Source organism: Vibrio sp. Vb1755 (genome assembly GCF_033338635.1).
Lineage (GTDB): Bacteria > Pseudomonadota > Gammaproteobacteria > Enterobacterales > Vibrionaceae > Vibrio > Vibrio alginolyticus.
Genome location: NZ_JAWOTA010000001.1, coordinates 536,887 through 557,414, shown reverse-complemented (window position 1 = coordinate 557,414; position 20,528 = coordinate 536,887). Strand labels below are relative to the sequence as shown.

Annotated in this window: 16 protein-coding genes; 4 read left to right on the top strand and 12 right to left on the bottom strand. The window is 43.9% G+C overall.

What is annotated here, in order from left to right:
- Positions 1–6: 6 nt before the first annotated feature.
- Entirely contained in the window at positions 7–1,017 is a 1,011-nt protein-coding gene (locus R7E00_RS02435) for a DUF2804 domain-containing protein (RefSeq protein WP_053307607.1), read from the bottom strand.
- Between the two features lie 303 nt (positions 1,018–1,320).
- Here R7E00_RS02435 and gdhA point away from each other — a divergent pair, with 303 nt between their 5' ends.
- The gene (gene gdhA, locus R7E00_RS02430; RefSeq protein WP_262606335.1) at positions 1,321–2,673 is read left to right on the top strand and encodes an NADP-specific glutamate dehydrogenase; all 1,353 of its coding nucleotides are present in this window, start codon (positions 1,321–1,323) and stop codon (positions 2,671–2,673) included.
- A 75-nt stretch (positions 2,674–2,748) separates the two neighbouring features.
- Here the strand turns inward: gdhA and R7E00_RS02425 are convergent, their stop codons facing one another.
- The 3 genes from R7E00_RS02425 to R7E00_RS02415 form a co-directional block, all read right to left on the bottom strand.
- The gene (locus tag R7E00_RS02425) at positions 2,749–3,216 is read right to left on the bottom strand and encodes an OsmC family protein (protein ID WP_053307606.1); all 468 of its coding nucleotides are present in this window, start codon (positions 3,214–3,216) and stop codon (positions 2,749–2,751) included.
- Between the two features lie 99 nt (positions 3,217–3,315).
- Positions 3,316–5,673, bottom strand: a complete 2,358-nt coding sequence (locus R7E00_RS02420; protein ID WP_238975369.1) for an ATP-binding protein — start codon at positions 5,671–5,673, stop codon at positions 3,316–3,318.
- Positions 5,666–6,634 (bottom strand): cytochrome-c peroxidase, encoded by a 969-nt coding sequence (locus R7E00_RS02415; RefSeq protein WP_017820324.1) that lies wholly within the window; start codon positions 6,632–6,634, stop codon positions 5,666–5,668. The genes R7E00_RS02420 and R7E00_RS02415 overlap by 8 nt, the downstream gene beginning before the upstream one ends.
- A gap of 498 nt (positions 6,635–7,132) precedes the next feature.
- On the opposite strand from R7E00_RS02415, the gene R7E00_RS02410 reads away from it, so the two are divergent.
- Together R7E00_RS02410 and R7E00_RS02405 are read left to right on the top strand one after the other, a co-directional pair.
- Positions 7,133–8,509: a nodulation protein NfeD gene (locus R7E00_RS02410; protein WP_318124400.1), complete on the top strand. Its 1,377-nt coding sequence runs from the start codon at positions 7,133–7,135 to the stop codon at positions 8,507–8,509.
- Between the two features lie 10 nt (positions 8,510–8,519).
- Positions 8,520–9,302, top strand: coding sequence for a slipin family protein (locus R7E00_RS02405; RefSeq protein ID WP_005382637.1), 783 nt, complete (start codon positions 8,520–8,522; stop codon positions 9,300–9,302).
- Positions 9,303–9,343: 41 nt separating this feature from the next.
- Here the strand turns inward: R7E00_RS02405 and R7E00_RS02400 are convergent, their stop codons facing one another.
- Positions 9,344–9,778: a globin gene (locus tag R7E00_RS02400; RefSeq protein ID WP_031780773.1), complete on the bottom strand. Its 435-nt coding sequence runs from the start codon at positions 9,776–9,778 to the stop codon at positions 9,344–9,346.
- A gap of 243 nt (positions 9,779–10,021) precedes the next feature.
- Here R7E00_RS02400 and R7E00_RS02395 point away from each other — a divergent pair, with 243 nt between their 5' ends.
- On the top strand, positions 10,022–10,678 hold the full coding sequence (locus R7E00_RS02395) for an NAD(P)H-dependent oxidoreductase (RefSeq protein ID WP_033906455.1): 657 nt from the start codon (positions 10,022–10,024) through the stop codon (positions 10,676–10,678).
- A gap of 95 nt (positions 10,679–10,773) precedes the next feature.
- On the opposite strand, the gene choV is transcribed toward R7E00_RS02395, so the two are convergent.
- From choV to R7E00_RS02360, 7 genes are all read right to left on the bottom strand, one after another.
- A complete protein-coding gene (choV, locus tag R7E00_RS02390; protein ID WP_033906454.1) occupies positions 10,774–11,952 on the bottom strand; it encodes a choline ABC transporter ATP-binding protein in 1,179 nt (392 codons plus the stop codon).
- A 2-nt stretch (positions 11,953–11,954) separates the two neighbouring features.
- Positions 11,955–12,797, bottom strand: a complete 843-nt coding sequence (choW, locus tag R7E00_RS02385; protein WP_005392552.1) for a choline ABC transporter permease subunit — start codon at positions 12,795–12,797, stop codon at positions 11,955–11,957.
- 77 nt (positions 12,798–12,874) lie between these two features.
- Positions 12,875–13,813, bottom strand: coding sequence for a choline ABC transporter substrate-binding protein (locus R7E00_RS02380; protein WP_005382646.1), 939 nt, complete (start codon positions 13,811–13,813; stop codon positions 12,875–12,877).
- A gap of 36 nt (positions 13,814–13,849) precedes the next feature.
- Complete coding sequence (betA, locus tag R7E00_RS02375; protein ID WP_262606336.1) at positions 13,850–15,565, bottom strand: choline dehydrogenase; 1,716 nt, start codon at positions 15,563–15,565, stop codon at positions 13,850–13,852.
- Between the two features lie 180 nt (positions 15,566–15,745).
- The gene (gene betB, locus R7E00_RS02370) at positions 15,746–17,206 is read right to left on the bottom strand and encodes a betaine-aldehyde dehydrogenase (protein ID WP_025767886.1); all 1,461 of its coding nucleotides are present in this window, start codon (positions 17,204–17,206) and stop codon (positions 15,746–15,748) included.
- An 18-nt stretch (positions 17,207–17,224) separates the two neighbouring features.
- A complete protein-coding gene (gene betI, locus R7E00_RS02365; RefSeq protein ID WP_031778820.1) occupies positions 17,225–17,824 on the bottom strand; it encodes a transcriptional regulator BetI in 600 nt (199 codons plus the stop codon).
- 605 nt (positions 17,825–18,429) lie between these two features.
- Positions 18,430–20,451, bottom strand: coding sequence for a diguanylate cyclase (locus R7E00_RS02360; RefSeq protein WP_392404142.1), 2,022 nt, complete (start codon positions 20,449–20,451; stop codon positions 18,430–18,432).
- Positions 20,452–20,528: the final 77 nt, after the last annotated feature.

Below are 20,528 nucleotides of genomic sequence, written 5' to 3'. Positions count from 1 at the left end.
GTGTTTCTACCATTTTGCATAGTGATCTTCAGTAAGACCCATAACTTCTTCTAACTGATGTTTGATGCCATTTCCATCGATAAGATAGCCAGAGAAATAACCGATATACTGACGAAAGTTACTTTTGAGAAGCCAAAAATTTTTCTTCTCTGAGCGTCGATTCAAAGGCGTGAACTGTAAGTTAACTCGTTTATCTTCAGACGTAATATGCCACTTTTGCCCTTCATCACTTCGTGAAAACTGAAACTGCACAGGTTGCAAAAAGTGACGCTGACCATTAATCCACAATACATTTTCGCAATAGCCAGTTTCATTAACGCCAGCTGCCAAGTTCAACCCCAGACGCCTGTCATCCTCAAAGCAATTGATACTCGCCCAGCGCCAACTTGTTTCTCGCCGCATGTACCCAGCGGAAAAATCGTAACCAGCAGCCACCTCTGAAAGATCTTGCTCTTTTCCTAATATGAACAAGTTACCGTCTACTGCTAACGCATTGTGCTTCTGAGTATATGTCCAACCCGCATAACCTGTTGGCGTACACAACATTAATGGCAAACTCATGTTTTCTGGACGTAAATAGAGATCCGCATTGACTGACTCTGTCACAAAGTGGACGTGCCAAATACCATCCTTAATAGAAAACTGAACTCTTTTGTTAGCAAGATGGGCAAGACTGCACCAACTGGAAGGCTGAGTTTGATAACCTATATTAAAAGGTTTCAACCATTGTTGCTCAATCAACTTATTCTTTTTAATATCAAACAGGTAGCAAAAGCCGGATGCTAAATACCGTATATCAGCAATCGCTACTCCAATGACGTAATCAGGTGTGACCAAATTGACGAACTGAAACTGCTTATAATCGCGGTAACGGCGCCACTTAGACACTGGCTTATCCATCTCATCGAGGTAAGTAAATTTATCTAGCTGTAACGATGTTGGAATTCCATCAAGGTGGCCAAACGCTGGTAGACCATTCTGCTGAATAAACGAGTTCAGAACCTTAAGCTCATCCATATAGTTGTCTTTTCACAAGTTATCACACACAAACTTTAACATGACGTTAACATAAACAATTTGCGTAACTGCACAACAACATCGACTAAAGTGATTTCTGCTTGTTATATGTGAAACTGATCACTCAACCACCCGCTTACTTAGCTCGCCCTACCTATCTCAACCAACACTGCCTGGGTTAGAAGCTGCACATTCTCATCCGCAGGAAAGACCACTACAACCATTGAATCTTGGTCAAAATCACTATTTAATGGAAATACATTCATATAAACTGATTGCTTATTCACATCAAGGAAGAAATCTATGTCATACATACACGATACTATTGTTGCGTTGCAACACAGTAGCCCTGCGCAAAAAGAATTTTACCAAGCGGTAGAAGAAGTATTAACTTCTCTCGCGCCGGTAATAGAAGGCAATAATAAATATAAGGAACAAGCGATTATCCAGAGGATCGTCGAGCCAGAACGTCAAATCATGTTTCGAGTTCCTTGGGTTGATGATGCTGGAAATGTACAAGTAAACAAAGGTTATCGAGTTGAATTCAACTCTGCTTTGGGGCCGTACAAAGGAGGATTGAGATTCCATCACTCAGTCAATGCGAGCATCATAAAATTTCTCGGCTTTGAGCAAATCTTTAAAAACGCACTGACTGGCCTTCCTATCGGTGGCGGCAAAGGCGGTTCAAACTTCGATCCTAAAGGAAAATCCGACGGCGAGATCATGCGATTTTGCCAATCATTTATGAACGAGTTGTACCGTCATATCGGTCCTGCCACCGATGTTCCCGCAGGCGATATCGGCGTCGGGGCGCGCGAAATTGGCTATATGTTTGGTCAATACAAACGATTGACGGGGCGCTACGAAGGTGTGCTTACAGGCAAGAGTCTGCTTTGGGGGGGCTCACTCGCCAGAAAAGAAGCGACAGGATATGGCGCCGTCTATTTTGCAGAATGCATGCTCAACGACCGCAACGATTCATTGAAAGGGAAAACTTGCCTCATTTCTGGTGCTGGCAACGTGGCTATCTACGCCATTGAAAAACTGTACCATATGGGAGCAACGCCGGTTACATGCAGCGACTCTCGAGGTACGATCTATCATGAGCACGGTATTGATCTTAAGCTCCTCAAACAACTGAAAGAAGTGAAAAGAGCAAGCTTAGAAGAATATTTAGAAACTTACCCTGAAGCAGAATACACACCAGAGGGCGACTATCCTAATGAAGGGCATGCTGTTTGGCGATATCAGGCTGATGCTGCCTTCCCTTGTGCGACTCAAAATGAATTAACGTCAGACGACGCACTGGCTCTTATCGAAAACGGATGTATTTTGATTAGTGAAGGGGCGAACATGCCAACCACCCGTGATGCTGCCAATATTATCGTGGACTCAGACATAGCTTATGGGCCTGCCAAAGCAGCCAATGCAGGCGGTGTTGCAACCAGTCAACTTGAAATGGCGCAAAACGCCAGCATGCAAAACTGGACGTTTGAACAAGTGGATAGTCAGTTGCAAACCATCATGAAAAATATTTTCATCAATGCAAACGAAACCAGTAAAGAGTTTGGCCAACCTGGAAATTTAGTTTTAGGCGCCAACATTGCAGGCTTTAGAAAAGTCGCTGATGCAATGATTGAGCAAGGTGTCGTCTAGATGAACGAGCCAGCAGGATGACTGCTGGCTTAATATAACTCTGTAATAGGCCGCGCTTTCGATAAAGAGCTTCACTTAATTCACAATAAGCGTTGTCACTTCTGTTTTAACGGAGTTGGCGATAAAGCAATTCTCATGGGCCATGTGGTGCAGTTTTTCTAATTGAGATGGTGTCGGTTGTTTTTCACCTGAAAATGTTATCTCAGGGTTTAACGTCACCTTTGATACCCACTCTTTTCCGTTTTCGCCTTTTTCAAGCTCCCCCACCGCTTCATCTAAGTAACTGTCCACAACATAACGTCGCTTTGCTGCAATAGACAGGAAAACGAGCATATGACAACTAGAAAGTGCCGCGACAAACGCTTCTTCTGGATCAACATTTTCTTCTACGGATAGTGGTAATGGTACTACGTGGGGAGATGGAGATGCTGGGACTTGCAACCCTCCATCAAATTGCCAAATGTGTGCCCTACTATACTTATTATCACTAAACTCTTCGCCAGCTTTACGATGCCATTTGATTAAAGCGGAATGCTTACTCATTCTAACTCCCTGATTTTCCGACGACGAATCAACACTATCCGTCCTTGCCACAGTAAACCACAACAAAATGAGTTAAGGAAAGCATCGCACTCACAGGGACTATAAAATCTGTTGAGGATCGGCATTGTTCTTCTGGATATCATCCAAAAGTCTATGAGACTGATGGATGTTGACCTGTAACCGATTGATCAGCATCTGCAACTGCTCAATCTCGGGACTTTGGTTGGCTTTAAGTCGAGTTTCCAGGGCCTCCGTTTGGCTCGCCAAAATAGGTAAACTTAGGTTCAGTGCCATCCCTTTCGTTTTGTGCAACGTCAGCTCTAATGAAGCAAAATCTTCAGCCATAAAGTATTCAATAAGTTCATCAACAGAAGTCTCAAAATCGACAATAATGCTTTTTAGCAACTCGTCGAGCGCTTCTGGCTCATCTCGTAAAGAAGTAAACATGCCTGAACGGGAGAGTTCTTCCTCTGTTAACCTTAAGTTCTCGATTGGCTTACGTTGCAATTGAAGCACATTGCTGTCACTCGTTAGTGGCGGATTCTGTTTCGGTTCGAGTCTGGCGGCAAACTGTTTGAGAGCGTCTGAAAAGCTCTCATGCTGTAGCGGTTTCGTAAGCACATGGTCTGCTCCTGCTTCAATAAAGCTATCGTGAGCTTCACGAAATACGTCTGCCGTGTACGCAAAGAGTAATGTCTTGATACCTAACTCTTTTCGGATAACGCGTGTCGCCTCAACGCCATTCATCTCGGGCATATGGTTGTCCATCAAGATCAGGTCGTACTCGTTCTCTTTCGCCTTTTTAACCGCGATTAATCCATTTTCTGCAACATCCACTTCATGCCCAAGCTTTTCGCAAAACCCTTTTGCCACAATGGCATTCACACGGTTATCATCAGCAAGTAGTATCTTTAAATGGTGTGATTTTGCGCGAGGTTTCGGTGCTTCTTGCTGCTTTTTCGGAGCAGATTCTACCCAAGGAATCGGCAACTCAACGATAAATTGACTTCCAACGCCTTCTATACTCTTCAGAGTAATATGGCCACCCATCAAATCGGTTAGTTTTTTGACGATGGCTAACCCAAGCCCTGTTCCGCCGAACCTTCGAGTCGTTGATGAGTCTGCTTGCTCAAACGAGTTAAAAATATGCTCGTGCTTGTCTGGCGCAATACCAATACCGGTGTCGCTCACGCGCATGACCAACAACTGATTCGATTCATCTAACTCAGTTCTAACCAGCACATGCCCTTCATTAGTAAACTTCACCGCGTTACCGGCGAGATTAAACAAGATCTGTCGTAAACGCGCACAATCCCCAGTAAATTCAGTATATTCAGAAATCTCGTTTTCCAAGATTAACTCGATATTTTTTTCATCAACAAGTGGTTTTATTGCGCTACACACCGGAGAAAGCACTTGATCGAGCTTAAACTTAGCTTGCTCAAATTCCAGTTTGTTTTCTTCAACTTTAGAAAAATCCAAAATATCGTTGAGGATAGTCATCAGATGCTGGCCAGAGTCAAGAATAACCCTAATGTGCTCTTTCGTCGTCGGCTCTTTGGTCTCTTCTGCAATCATTTGAGAAAGCCCTAGTACGCCATTCATCGGCGTTCTTAGTTCGTGACTCATTGCAGCGAGAAAATTTGATTTCGCTTTTGCCGCTCGCTCGGCTTTGTTTCTCGCCTCTTCAATTTCAAGATTCAACTGTTTTAAGTTATGCATTCGGTGATGTGACTGATAAACAAACGCGCTAACTAGAAACATCACCGCAATAAATACAAACAACCACGTAAAACGCGCCTCACTTTGAGCAATATTGAGTAACCGATGCTCTGAGCTTTCGACAAACTCAATATAAGTGTGATCAAGCAGTTCATTCGTCAGCAATTCAATTCTTTTATCACTCGTTTGAAGCCGTTTAAGGAAGTTCGCTTCCTTTTCACTCTCAACTTCAGTTTGTGTTAGAAGCAACTGGTTGAGAAATTCAAAATAACGACTGCCACCCAATGATTGGCCGCGCTCGGTAGAAACATCTTGCTGATATAAATTGAACAACATGAGTAATGCATACCGATTTTCTACCTGAACACCAATTAACATATCAAGCTTCAACGTTGTTTGAAGCACTCGCTCCTTAAACTGTTCAAGCGTATCCCTAACTTTTATACGATTGGGTGTCACGGGAAACCAAACTGATGCCTTTGATGATTCCAACAGTGCCTGTGCTGCGATTTCTATCTCTACTAAAGATGTTGTTAACTCATAGTTTTTCCTATCTTCAACGGCATATCGGTTCACGATAACATCACGCTCTTCAATCAATTCATGTCCGATATTCATTAGCTCTGCATGAAATTCTTGAGCGTTTTTTGAATTCATATACGACATATACGCCAGTGTGCAGCACGTCAGTATCCCAATAAAAAAGCAAAAGTTGATCAGTTTGAATTTATTCATTTTCCAACACCTCTAAAATTATGGGTCTAGGTGCTGTCAACGACTGCAAGAATGCTTCAATGTCCGCGACATTCTCATCGTTCATCGTTATACCGAGCTGGGTTTTAGCCATGATTTGTATCGCGTCGGATAACTTATCGACTTGCCCATTATGAAAATAAGGACTCGTTAGCGCGACATTGCGTAAACTGGCTACTCTAAAATAGAATCGCTCTTCATCTTCTATCGTAACGAGTTGCCTGCCCGAGTCCTCTACTACTGGCTTATCCTTGAAATAGGCGAACCTTTGGATCATCGCTCCGCCGATATTTTTGCCCTGATGACACTGCACACAACCTGAAGTCTGAAATGTTTTCCAACCTCTGATTTGCTGTTCACTCAATACATGCGTGTAACCCAATAAGTAAGCATCGAATGGTGCGCCAGGCGTCTGCAGCCCTTCAACAAACTCCACAATAGCGGACTTGATATTATGAACGTTAATCGGCAATTCACCGTCACGATTAAATAGCGCTTGATAATGTTCACTCTCTTTTACATATTGCTCTATTGTTTGCCAGTTTGAGTCCATTTCCATTGGATTATGGATTGGACCATCAATCTGAGCCATCAAGGTGTTTTCCGTACCATCCCATAAAAAACGATAATTTAACGCTGCATTAAACACTGTTATAGAATTTCTAATTCCATCACCTTTCACCCCCGTAGAGACTGGTGTATTTTCAGCGCCATTGGTTTGCAGATTGTGGCATGTCGCGCAGCTGACATTACCATTTGACGATAATTGAGGATCGCGGAAGAGATGCCAGCCAATTCTCGCTAGCTTAATATCCACATTAGGATCACCCTGTATGGGCTGAACTAGGGAGATATCACCTAACATCTTCGCGTTTCTTGCGGTTGTTGTTTGGCTCAAAATGAGTGTTACAACAGCTAGTGCGATTGCGCTGAATTGCCTCATCAACTACATACCTTAAACTTGTCATTGATATGAATTTAGTTGCATTTTGGCGTTTTTTCCACCGACAGGAAGTTGAAAAAACGAGTTAAGTATTGCTTTGTTTAAGGCTTTGGTTGAAGAGGGAGTAATAAGGCGAATAGGAAGAAATCGATCGCCTTATGAGTAGCTAACGTATTGAAATCTGAGTTTAGTGTAGAAAAGCCAAAAACCGTTGAAACCAAGTCACCTCTCCATACGAGATCAGATCGAAAATAGTAAAGAATACGGCACAGATAACGGCCAACTTAATCAAACGCTGAACAATAAACATAAACATCACAATTACCAATAATTTGCTTTAGTTTACTATCTCACACAGCGTTTATATATAAAAAAGTAGTCTCCTAATTAGCCTCGGCAACTTATTCATTAGAACCTATACTCAAGCATCTCTAAGTTATTTGGATATACTTGAATTAGGATTTCAAAAAGTCCCTGTGACCACACAAGGAGGACTGCATGAAACGACTATGGATATGGTTCTTACCTTTACTCTTGATGGCCAGTCAAGCACTGGCGAATACCGTTTGGATTGTTCCTGTCAAAGGCGCTATAGGGCCTGCTACTAGCGACTATTTATCTCGTGAAATAGAAGAAGCTCAACTAAACGGTGTCAGTTTAGTGATCTTAGAGATGGACACACCAGGCGGCTTAGACAGTGCAATGAGAGATATTATTCACGCGATTACCACCTCCTCCACTCCAATTGCGACTTGGGTTGGCCCGTCAGGATCTAGAGCGGCTAGCGCAGGGACATACATTTTACTCGCCAGCCACGTTGCCGCAATGGCTGAAGCCACCAACCTTGGCGCGGCAACGCCCGTCGCGTTAGGTGGTGCCCCTCAGCCCCCTTCATCGGATGATGGCAAAGATCAAAACGCGGAAGAAACGCCAGAAGGAACCAACGAAAGCTCAGAGAAAGTTCCCGCGAAAACCGCAATGGAGAAAAAGGTGATTAATGATGCTAGAGCCTATATTAAAGGCTTAGCAAAGCTTCATGGCCGAAATGCAGAGTGGGCAGAGAAAGCAGTGAGCGAAGCAGCGAGTTTGGACGCCACAGAGGCATTGGAATTAAACGTTATTGATTATATAGCCAACTCACCAGAGGATTTAGTCAAAGCCATTAATGGACAAACTGTTAAAGTTAACAATCGTGATGTGACATTGTCACTGGAAAATCCCGTATGGATTGAAAGAACACCCGATTGGCGAGCAGAAATGCTAGCCGTTATCACCAATCCAAACGTTGCCTACATTCTAATGCTCATCGGCATCTACGGTTTACTTCTTGAATTTTACAACCCAGGAATTGGCTTACCCGGTGTGCTAGGTGGGATTTGTCTGCTTCTGGCCATGTACGCACTACAAATGATGCCCGTCAACTACGCAGGTCTTGGTCTGCTGTTACTCGGTATTGCACTAATGATAGCGGAAGCATTCAGCCCGAGCTTTGGTATTTTGGGCTTAGGCGGCGTTGTCGCCTTTGTACTCGGTTCGATATTTCTCATGGACAGTGAGTTACCAGGATTCCAGATCGCCCTTCCTTTGATTTTTGGTATTGCCATATTTTCCGTGGCTCTAATCGTGCTGATCGTCGGCCTGCTGCTCAAAATTCGTCGCCGGCGTGTAACGACGGGTTTAGAGACATACCCTGGGAAGGTCGCCGTGGTAAGCGATGACTTTATCGATGGCGAAGGACGCGTTCAACTCAACGGTGCGTTATGGCGAGCTAAAGCCAAAGACCATCAACAATTCAAACAAGGTGATCACGTCACCATTGTTAATGTTAAAGGGCTGACCTTAACTGTGATGCCTGATGACCGCCAAAATAAATAGGAGGCGCTTTATGATGCTCTATACCGTTGCGGTGATCGTGGTGCTGCTGTTCGCACTAGCGACCCAAATGTTCAAGGTTTTGAGAGAATACGAACGTGGGGTTGTGTTCTTTCTTGGTCGATTTCAAGAAGTCAAAGGACCTGGTTTGATCATCCTTATCCCATTTATTCAGCAAATGGTGAGGGTTGATTTACGTACTGTCGTTTTGGATGTGCCGACACAAGATTTAATTACAAAAGATAACGTTTCTGTGCGCGTCAACGCGGTCGTTTATTTTCGCGTAGTCGATCCTCAAATGGCGATTAACAATATTGAAAGCTACAACGATGCCACCAGCCAGTTAGCACAAACCACGCTGCGCTCGGTATTGGGTCAGCATGAACTCGATGAATTGCTATCAGAGCGAGAACGCCTCAATAAGGATTTACAATCCATTCTCGATCAACAGACTGATGACTGGGGAATCAAGATTGCTACGGTTGAAGTCAAACATGTTGATTTAAATGACAGCATGGTCAGAGCCCTAGCCCGTCAGGCAGAAGCAGAACGTAACCGTAGGGCGAAGATCATTCACGCTACTGGTGAGTTAGAGGCTTCAAATAAATTAAAAGAAGCAGCGCAAATGCTCAACGAAGCACCGAATGCACTGCAATTACGTTACATGCAGACACTCACTGAAATCACTACAGACAAAACATCCACTATTATTTTTCCAATGCCGATCAATCTTGTCGAAGCTGTCAGTGATATCGCCGAAGCGGTGAAAAAGAATAAAGAGACACAAGATAAGTAAGATTTTGCCCCTAGGAAGTAACGACCGCTCACGTTACTTCCTTATTTGGTACTCGCTTTAAGGATGTGCCCATCTTCTTTATCACATTCTTGTTTCATTACTTCTAAGCCCGTTTTAAAGCATGTTCGCCAAGCGGTTTCAACATCGGCATCGTACCCAGAATCACACTGTCGAACCGTTTCTAACAAACTCTCAAGCCAAACATCAAAATCCTGCGGCTCTATACCAATTTCGGCACTTGCATGCTTTTTCCCATACTTTTCCACCATTTTGTGCGCTTCGGTCGAGGTATCTGCCATCATAAAAAACACGATAGACCCTCTAAGCATTCTCACTTGTTGGTGCATGTCTATACCGTCAAACTTCTGTCTAAAGTTGGCACTTTTCGACCATAAATTTTTGTAGAACAAGTCGAAAAACTCCTGATCTGAAGTACAACGTTCATAGCTATCATTAAAAACTTCAATCACGTTCATGTTGCTTTCCCCTACTCCTCAATATGAGTTTAATTTAATATCAAATAAAAGCTTCCAAATAAGGACTTTTAAGTTTCAAATCGATCAACTCACATCGATTTTCAACAAAAAGTAAAAAGTGATTTAAATAAACACCCTCTTATCAATGAAAAAATATCCATTATCATGAACCCATATTCGAGGTACGCATGGTTGTCGATGCTAGTGCATCCTCATCTGTCATCACATAAAGAGGATATAAACGTGTCCCATCAAATCATTACCGATCTAAATAACCGTTACACTGCAAAAAAATATGATGAAACCAAGCGCGTTTCTCAAGAAGACATGGCGATAATCAAAGCAGCACTGCGTTTGTCGGCGTCTTCTATCAACTCACAACCATGGAAATTCATCGTTATTGAAAGTGATGAAGCGAAGCAACGTTTCCACAATACGTTTGCAAATATGCACCAGTTTAACCAACCACACGCGAAAGCCGCATCACATACGATTCTGTTTGCTTACGATCCTAAATTTACTAAAGAGAAATTTGCGAAACGTGTGGATGCAGAAGTAACATCTGGCCACTTGCCAGCGGAGATGTACAACAACTTTATGGGTGCTTACGCTTTTGCCGATGCAAATACGGACGAAAATGGCTTCAACGGAAACTGGACAAAAGCACAAGTCTATTTGGCACTAGGCAACCTACTACACACATTGGCACGACTAGGCATTGATTCAACACCGATGGAAGGTGTCGATCCGGCTCTGATTGGAGAAGAGTTTAAAGAAGAGCTCGAGGGCCATATTTGTGAAGTTGCGCTGGCGATTGGCTACCATAAAGATGGGGAAGATTACAATCATGGTCTTCCAAAAGCACGCCTTGCAATGGATGAGGTAATTACGACTCTATAGTCGACCATTGTCTTAGCTTAGCGACTTAACTCATTGTTTAAACTAAAAAGAGCCGCACTAATGTGCGGCTCTTTTTACTTGGTTCTGCGTCAACTTTACGCAACTTGCTCTGACTTAAAATTACCAAGCAATGCATCGTAAAGCTCATTGTCGCTTAACACACCAACCAGCTTATTATCTTCAACCATAAGCAGAGGCTGATTGCTACGCTGTTTAAGTTCAATCGCTTCTCGCATACTGATTTCTGGGCTAACCTGAACCAGAGAGTTTTCATTAACTTCGTCAAGGTTCGAAGAGTCGCTCTTCCATTGAATCAACGATTTATCTTTATCCGCTAAACTTAACCCCTTGCTCTCTTGTATCACCCAAATATTTTTATCAGGGCAAATCAGAACACGCGTATCTTCGCGAACCAAATCGTCACGCATTAAGGAACGTCCCTTCAGCACATTTAATGGATTAGTGTGAGCAACAAAGTCCGCCACATAATCGTTTTCTGGAGCAAGAATGATCTGTTCTGGCTTGCCATGTTGAATCAGCTTTCCTGATTCCATAATGGCGATGTTGTTACCGATTTTAAGTGCTTCATCTAAGTCGTGACTCACAAAAAGAATGGTTTTGTTTAGCTTTTCTTGCAGCAGAATCAGTTCATCTTGAAGCTGAGCGCGAATCAATGGGTCAAGCGCTGAAAACGGCTCATCCATTAACAAGATATCTGTGTCCATCGCGAACGCTCGCGCTAGGCCAACACGCTGCTGCATACCACCAGAGAGCTCGTGCGGGAATTTCGTTTCCCACTCAGACAAACCGACCATTTCGAGCTGTTCACGCGCTTTTTTACGGCGCTCAGCTTTACCAATGCCTTGCATCTCTAGACCAAACGCTACATTGTCTAACACCGTTAACCATGGCATCAATGCAAACTTCTGAAACACCATGGACACGCGGTGCGTACGAAGGTGGCGCAGCTTCTGTTCGTCACAGTTAGAGAGCTCAACCATATCGTCGCCATCTTTGATTTTCAGAGAGCCACGAGAAATATCGTTCAATCCGTTAACCGTTCGCAGCAAACTTGATTTACCCGAGCCCGAAAGCCCCATCAAGACACAGATCTCACCCTGTTTCACGTTCAGCGAAACATTATCAACCCCAACCACTTGGCCAGTTTCATCAATGATTTCTTGTCGAGACTTCCCTTGATCTAGTAGTGCTAGCGCCTGTGCTTGTTGCTGACCAAAAACGACATCAAGATTTTTAATAGTAATAGCGTCCATGATTATGCCTCCTTCTGGTTTGGTGCTTTACACAAGCGATCAAGAATGATGGCAACGAGTACAATCGCTAAACCCGCTTCAAAACCTTGTGAAATGTTTACCGTATTCAGTGCACGTACGACTGGCTTACCAAGCCCATCAGCACCAACAAGCGCCGCAATGACAACCATAGACAAAGACAACATAATACATTGCGTAACGCCAGCCATAATACTTGGCAATGCCGCAGGTAACTCCACCTTAAACAGTAGCTTCATTCGGCTGGCACCAAATGCTTTACCCGCTTCAAGTAGCTCCTCCGGCACTTTAATAATGCCGAGGTACGTCAATCGAATTGGCGCAGCGATAGCGAAAATGATGGTCGAGATTAGACCAGGGACAATACCTAAGCCAAACAGAACCAAGGTTGGAATTAGGTAAACGAATGTCGGTACGGTCTGCATCAAATCGAGTATTGGCCGCAACAAGGTGTATAACCAAGGACGGTGCGCCGCCATAATGCCCAACGGCACGCCAATTAATACGGAAATCGTTGTCGCTGCAAACACAAGGACAAAGGTTTCCAGCATTTCTTGCCAGTAACCAAGGTTGAGAATTGCGAGTAAGGCCAACACGATAAATACGACAAGAGGAATGCTGCGATGTAAGAACCAAGCAATTGCCGCCGTCATAATGATTGGCGCTGCAGGTGGCATCCATTTAAAAATGTCCACCACGAAAAGAATGATCGTTTCAAGTGTAATAGAGATTGCATCGAAAAAACCCGATGCATTGATGGTTAACCAATCGACGCCAGTTTCCATCCATTGGCCCAACGGTAGTTTGTTGTCCGTAATAAAATTCAAAATAAAACCTTTGTGTTAATGAAGCGGGCAAAACTCTGCCCACTTTCTTTTAAAAAAACGAGCTCAAATACTGCTTATTAAGCGTTTGTTTTTAAGTAGTTTGTAATAGCTGTTAGCGCATCTTGGCCATCTACCGTTTTCACGCCCTCTAGCCACGCTTCAATTTGCTCTTGGTTTGCATTCAACCATGCTTGCGCTGCTTTTGATGGCTTCTGTTTCTGGTTAAGAATCGCTTCCATCAGTTCATTTTCCATTTCTAGGTTAAACTCTAGATTTTTCACTAGCTGACCTACATTTGGACACTCAGCGAGGTAATTTTTACGTACGTTTGTGTAGACGTTCGCGCCGCCGTAGTTAGGACCGAAGAAGTCATCGCCACCCGCTAGATATTCCATTTCAACGTTACTATTCATTGGGTGCGGCGCCCAACCTAGGTACACAATCCATTGATTGCGGCGTGCGGCACGTGATACTTGAGACACCATGCCAGCTTCACTGGACTCAACTAGGCTGAAATCTTTTAGGCCGAATGCGTTACTATCAATCATTGACTGAATTAAGCGGTTGCCATCGTTTCCTGGTTCAATGCCGTAAATGCGGTCTTTAAATTTGTCGGCATGTTTTACTAGGTCAGCGAAGTTGGTTACGCCAGCGTCATAAACGTATTTTGGAACCGCTAGCGTGTACTTTGCGCCAACGAGGTTCGCGCGTACGGTTTCAACAGTACCTGCATCACGGTATTTCGCGATATCACCTTCCATCGTTGGCATCCAGTTACCTAGGAAAATGTCGATATCGCCATTAGCCATAGAGGAGTAAGTTACAGGCACAGACAGAAGATCGGTCTTCGTTTTGTACCCCAACCCTTTAAGTAACTCTGATGTAACGGCAGTGGTCGCTGTGATGTCAGTCCAACCTACATCTGCGAAACGAACCGTTTCACATTGGTTGGCGTAAGCGCCTGTTGCTAAAGTACTTAGTGCAATTGTTGAGAAGATTTTTGTCATCTTAGACATGTTGAATTCCTTGTAATGATTACTGACTTTTTCATTTTATGAGATCGAATCGAGATCTCTTTTTGGCGGATGCATTCGTTGCATCTCTTGCCAGTCCGGTGCAATCCAAACTGGTACGTTGTTCGACGTTTCTAGGGCGTTATCCAAAATCATATCCGCGGCGCGTTCTGCCACCATAATCGTTGGCGCATTTAAATTACCGTTCGGAATGGTTGGGAAAATAGAAGAGTCCACCACACGCAAGCCTTGAATACCGCGTACTTGGCATCGCTCATTTAAGACGGCTAATGGGTCATTATCTGCGCCCATTTTGCAGGTACAAGATGGATGGTAAGCACTCTCGACGTTTTGCTTCACCCATTCATCAATCTGTTCATCCGTCGTGATGCTCAGACCGGGTTGGATCTCGTCCCCACGAAACTCATCCATGGCTGGCTGATTGAGGATCTCGCGAGTAAGGCGAATACAATCACGCCAATCCTGCTTATCTTGTTCAGTGGAAATGTAGTTAAACTCAATCTTCGGCTTATCATTCGGATTCGCAGAGACAACCTCGACCGACCCGCGACTTTCTGGCTTGTTAGGTCCAACGTGCACTTGGAAACCATGACCATCAAAAGCAGCTTGCCCGTCATAACGCATTGCCGCTGGCAAGAAGTGATATTGAATATTTGGCCACTTTAGCCCTTCTCGAGAGCGGATAAACGCACACGATTCAAAGTGGTTAGTAGCACCAAGGCCTTTGCGAGTTAATATCCACTCAGTGCCAATCAAGCCCTTGCTCACCAAACCTAATTTGCTGTTGAGCGTGATAGGTTGCTTACAGTGATATTGGAAGTACACTTCTAAGTGATCTTGCAGGTTTTTACCTACCCCCTCCAACGAGTGTTTCACCTCAATGCCCGCTTTTTCTAATACTGCCTTAGGGCCAATGCCTGAAAGCTGCAACAGCTGAACGGAGCCAACCGAACCCGCACTCGAAATCACTTCATTATTCGCAAAACATTGCTGAATTGAACCTGACTTTTCAAATTCAACGCCTACCGCTTTCTTTCCTTCTGAACCAGTTTCTTCTAATAAAACTCGATGAACCGTCACCCTCTTCATTAGGGTGAAGTTTTTGCGTTTTTTAGCACGGCTTAAGTATGCATTAGAGGTCGAAGCGCGTACGCCTTTGTCGACCGTCATATGCATTGGGCCAAAGCCCTCTTGCTGATAGCCGTTGTAATCTTTTGTTTCTGGGTAGCCCGCTTCTTTGCCTGCATCAATAAAAGCTTGGTACAGTGGATTGAGCTTCATATCGTTGCCGTTACATGTGCCGACTGGACCGTGATCGCCCCGATATTCATCAGCACCACCAATCCAAGACTCTGCTTTACGGAAATAAGGCAAACACGACTGATAGTTCCAGCCTTTCGCGCCTTCCTCTTCCCACTGGTCAAAGTCACAAGCGTGTCCGCGAACGTAAACCATGCCGTTGATGGATGAGCTACCACCCAGAACTTTTCCGCGAGGGCAATGAAGTTGACGGCCATCCAACCCTTGCTCTTCAACCGTCTCAAACTGCCACGCGTATTTTTCAGTGTTCATCGGGTAAGAAAGCGCTGTTGGCATTTGGATAAAAATACTTTTATCCGACCCACCCGCTTCGAGTAAAAGGACCGAATTTTGACCACTTTCACTTAAGCGATCCGCTAACACACAGCCGGCCGAACCCGCACCGACGATGATGTAATCGTAGTGTTGTTGCATTTTTATTCTCCTAGGAGTTAATACTAATCACCGTAGATAAGTGAACGAAATTAGCGTAGGAAAAATGCTTGAGAACAAGGCGGAAATTTTGATAAGTAGTTAACCTACAATCAAAATTGACAACGTAGTTATCGAGCATTTTAACAAGCTAAAGTGGTCAGTTATCTACTACGATTGGTATCATTTGTAAGGGCTTTCGAAGTCGCTTAGCTGAACAAGAACACTCTTCGTTTGTGTGTAGTGCTTAAGGGTTTCGACTCCGTTTTCACGGCCAACACCTGATTGCTTGTAGCCGCCAACTGGCATTTCCGCAGGTGAGTCACCCCATGTGTTCACCCAACAAATACCCGCTTGAATTTGATGGATCACACGGTGCGCACGAGATAGGTTTTGAGTAAATACACCTGCCGCTAAGCCATAATCGGTGCCATTTGCACGCGCAATCACTTCCGACTCATCGCGGAATTTCAGGACTGACATTACCGGGCCAAAGATTTCTTGTTGAACGTGGCTCATGTCATCATCGCAATCGACAAATACGGTTGGAGCAACAAAGTTACCATTAGCTAGACCATTATCTGTTACTTTGTAGCCGCCAGTCAGTAACGTCGCGCCACTCGCTTTCGCGGCTTCAATCGCTCCTAAAACTTTCGATTCATGATCTTTAGAGATTAGCGCGCCAATCTGCGTGTTCTCATCAAGCGGATCGCCGACGACTAACAGCTCGGTTCGGGCTTTAAGTTGTGCGATAAAGTCATCATAAATACCTTCATGGACAAATACGCGTGTACCGTGCGTACAAACTTCACCTTGGGTGTAGAAGTTCGCCACCATGGCCGCAGAAACGGCATCGTTTAACTTCGCATCATCAAAAATAATCAGCGGAGACTTACCACCAAGCTCCATCGTTACTTGTTTTAGTGTCTTAGCGCTGTCACTCATGACGACTTTACCGGTGCCTGACTCACCCGTGAATGACACTTTTGCGATATCAGGATGCGCCGTTAGCATCTGTCCTACTCGGTAATCCCCTTGCACGACATTAAATACGCCATCTGGCATGCCCGCTTCTGAATAAATTTCGGCGAGCTTAAGCGCCGTTAATGGTGTTTCTTCTGATGGCTTGAAGATCATTGCGTTGCCCGCAGCCAGTGCTGGCGCCGATTTCCACATCGCAATTTGAATTGGATAATTCCAAGCACCAATACCGGCGCAAATGCCCAATGGCTCACGACGTGTATAGAAAAACTGATCGTCGCTGAGTGGCTGCTGTTCACCTTGTAGACTTGGAGCAAGTCCCGCATAGTACTCAAGAACATCGGCACCTGTTGTGACATCAACCGCGATAGCTTCTTGAATTGGCTTACCAGTATCTGCCACTTCCAATGCAGCCAACTCGTCATTACGCTCACGTAAAATGGCAACGGCTTTGTGTAAAATACGGCTGCGCTCAATCGCAGTCATCGCCGACCATGCAGCAAAACCTTTTTTTGCCGATTCAATCGCTGCTTGAAGATCGTCTTGGTTCGCTTGTTTAATATTGGCCAATGGCTCACCATTCGCCGGATTGTAAGTGGTGAAGTGTTCATCTGAACACCCGTCGTACATCGCACCATTGATATAGTGTGCTTTCATTTCCATTTTGAAGACCTGTAACTTTTATATTTTTTCAGAATAAAACGTAAGTTGTTTTTCGAGATAATCGTTGATGATGATTCTCGCTCTTTCTGCATCAATGCCGTGCGGGTTGAGCGTTCCGCGCAGCCAAATTCCATCAATAAGTGATGCAATACCATGAGCAACCAATTCAGCCTGCTCTGCATTTAATAATGCTTTGAGTTCTTTTCTTAGATGGGACAATAGACGTCGTTCGTTGACACGCTGCAAACGCTTGAGCTGCTCGTCATGCATTGAGTACGACCAAAACGCCAGCCAAGTCTTAGCAACTTGGTTTTCTGCCTGATAGCCGACAAAGTTACCATCAATGATGGCGTTAATTCTTTGGTGATGAGCATCACTTGGCAGCTCACGTAACTTCTGTGTGATAGTGGACGAAAGCTGACGCAAGATTTCGCGCATCGTTTCCTCCAGCAATCCGTGCTTACCACCGAAATAGTGGTTGATAATCCCCGTTGATACACCGGCTTCTTTGCTGATTAACGAAATACTCGCCGCGTGTAAACCGACTCTATCAATCACTGACATTGTCGCTTTCACAAGCTGCGGTTTTCTGATTTCAGGCATCCCCACCTTTGGCATTTTGCGTCCCTGTTATTTTTAATTGAACGGTTAGTTAAATATAAAATGCCTGAAAATTAATTCGAACTCAAATTATTTTTAAAGAAAAATGTTAGTAAAAAAGGATGAAAAGTTGAGGGTGTACGAAAAATTGCTCGGTAAGAACTTGTCGGGATAACTAGATTTCAGTTTAAGAACAAACAAATAAAGCAATTAAAATCAATCACTTAAATATCAATCCATTTTTAAAACGATGATGAACGAGTTGATTTTTGAACAACAAAAATCTGTGCCACAAAAAATTTATATCGACCACTAATCATTTCACCTGTACATGGTTTGTTTGTACAAAGAATAGACACACTAGTTTGTTATAGTTTTGTAGACACAAGTGGCATTCGCACTTTGAAGGTGAAGGAGGCAAAAAGAGAGGTTATATTGAACGCCATGAATATGCGATTCGATATCCTTAAGCCATTTTTAAGTAATATCGCCAAGTGACTTTAAGATTTTAGATTCAGCGTTTTATATTCGAAGCAAGGATCTCAAAGTCACTTGGCTATCAAAGTAAATGGGAGGGATAAGTTCAGATTCATCGTGCGATGAGCCTGAACTTTTGATTTCTGTTACGCTAGCGAGCGACCTTTCACGCAGTTGCGTCCGTTCGCTTTCGCTTGATAAAGCAATTTATCGGCCTGATCGCAAAGTGATTTAAAGCTCATCTCATTATCTTCAGTGGTAACGACTCCAAAACTACAGGTCACTCTCACTTCTTCTTTCTGTTCCGTAACAAAGCCATGTAGGGATAAAGCGCTACGTAAACGTTCGGCAGTAATAAGGGCGTTTTCATGGTCTGTATTGGGCATAACAACAACAAACTCTTCACCACCAAAGCGAGCAACAATGTCGTTCTCACGTACAGTTTCCTCCAACACTTTGGCAACGCCCGTTAGTACGGTATCTCCAAACACATGCCCATAGGTATCATTTACCTGCTTGAAATAATCCACATCGATTAACGCTAAAGTTACTGGCCCCGATTGTGGTTTATTTGGCACCATTTTCTGTTTATCGAGTTTGCTATCTACCCATTTATTTAAAGCTAGATAACCGTACTTAACTTGCTCGACTTGCTCAAAAACAAAGTGTTGTATTTTTTCTTGCTTAGATTGAGGTACCGGTTTCTCTTTTCGCTCACGCCTCACTTCTACTGGCTTAGTGAACCAGTCCTCTAAAAAACGGCGATTGAACAACCCTGTCAATGTGTCTGTCTTTGCGAGGCGACGCATTCTCAAACGCGAGCGATTGACGACGAGAAATACTACCGCCATCAAAAATAGAACACCGATGAGCGCAAGTAGCGCTTCACCCAATAAGTAAAAAGTACGACGGTTATTTTCTAGCTCCATACGCTGCAAAACATTGTTCCAGTTGAGATCTTCGTTCTCATATTCAAGTCGTTCCAACTCAAATAACGTCTGCTGGCGCTCAAGATTTTCAACTTCTCTTTGATTGCTAAATTGGATAAATTTATCGTGATAGTTACCGTAAGTTTCGAATGCTAGTTTAAAGTCATTGCTTCCCGCATAGGCCATAGCGGCGACTTTTAGTAGCTCCATTTGCTGTTGCTTGACGTATCGACTCTCTATAATCTCCGGCAGCATTGGCGCGATCATCGCTAAAAGTATTTCAAATTGCTGCTGCTCTAACATATATTCGGCTTGTAACAACTTAAATGTTGCCAAATACGCGCTAGACGTTTCTCTGTACTGTAAATTCTCCGCCAGCTTCAAGTGATTAACCATCTTCTTTTCTTGTTTCGTCTCGCGATATAAAGCTGCAAGTTCAAGGTTAACTCGAAATCTAAAGCGTCCATCACCGATAATTTGAGCCAGCTTTAACGCTCGCTGATATGACGCTATCGCCTCTTCGTATTGGAACTGTGCTTTATGAAGTTTCGCTATCGTCAAAACGCTCAACAACTCATTGAACGACATACGCCTATCCCTAAAATAGCGATATGCTTGTTCCAAAAGCGCCTCAGATCGGTCGTAACCCTGAATTTTGACAAGTACGTCACCTAGCTCTAGTGCTGCACGTTCGACCAGCCCGTGAACACCTGAAGATTCAGCCGCATCCATGGACGACATAAGTGCAGCATAGGATTTTTTAAACTCACCTTGCTCATCGTAATAGCGTCCTTTTAGCAACAGGATTTCTGATTCAAGTTGCTTATCACCATTCTCACGCGATGTTTCCAACAAGCTATCCAACGCAGAAAGCGCGGTATCGATATCGCTCTTTCCAACCATAGTTCGCATCTGAATCAACTTAAACAGGAGATACTCATGGCTCTGTGGACGCACAAGCTCCAATCCTTTTCGAACGACACTCTGACTCTCTCCTAAGCGCCCTAGCAGCTCTAAAACCGTGGCCTTGGCAAGCCAGTAACGCACCAACAGCGCTGTTGGTTGGTTTTGTAGTAAAGACTCTTCTTCTAACGCTTCAATCAAAGCTAAAGAACTCTGAGGTAATGCGTAAATTTGATTTTCGATGCCTTCTAACGACTGTAAAAACTTACCTTCCTGTTCCACCTTTTCTGTGGATGCCTGAACAGAAAAACACAGACACCCCAATAATAGCGGCATCGTCCTAAGCGAATGAAATAGTGACATTATTGCTCTTCCCTAATGGGTAGTTACTTCAGTGTAATTGAGAATTCTGA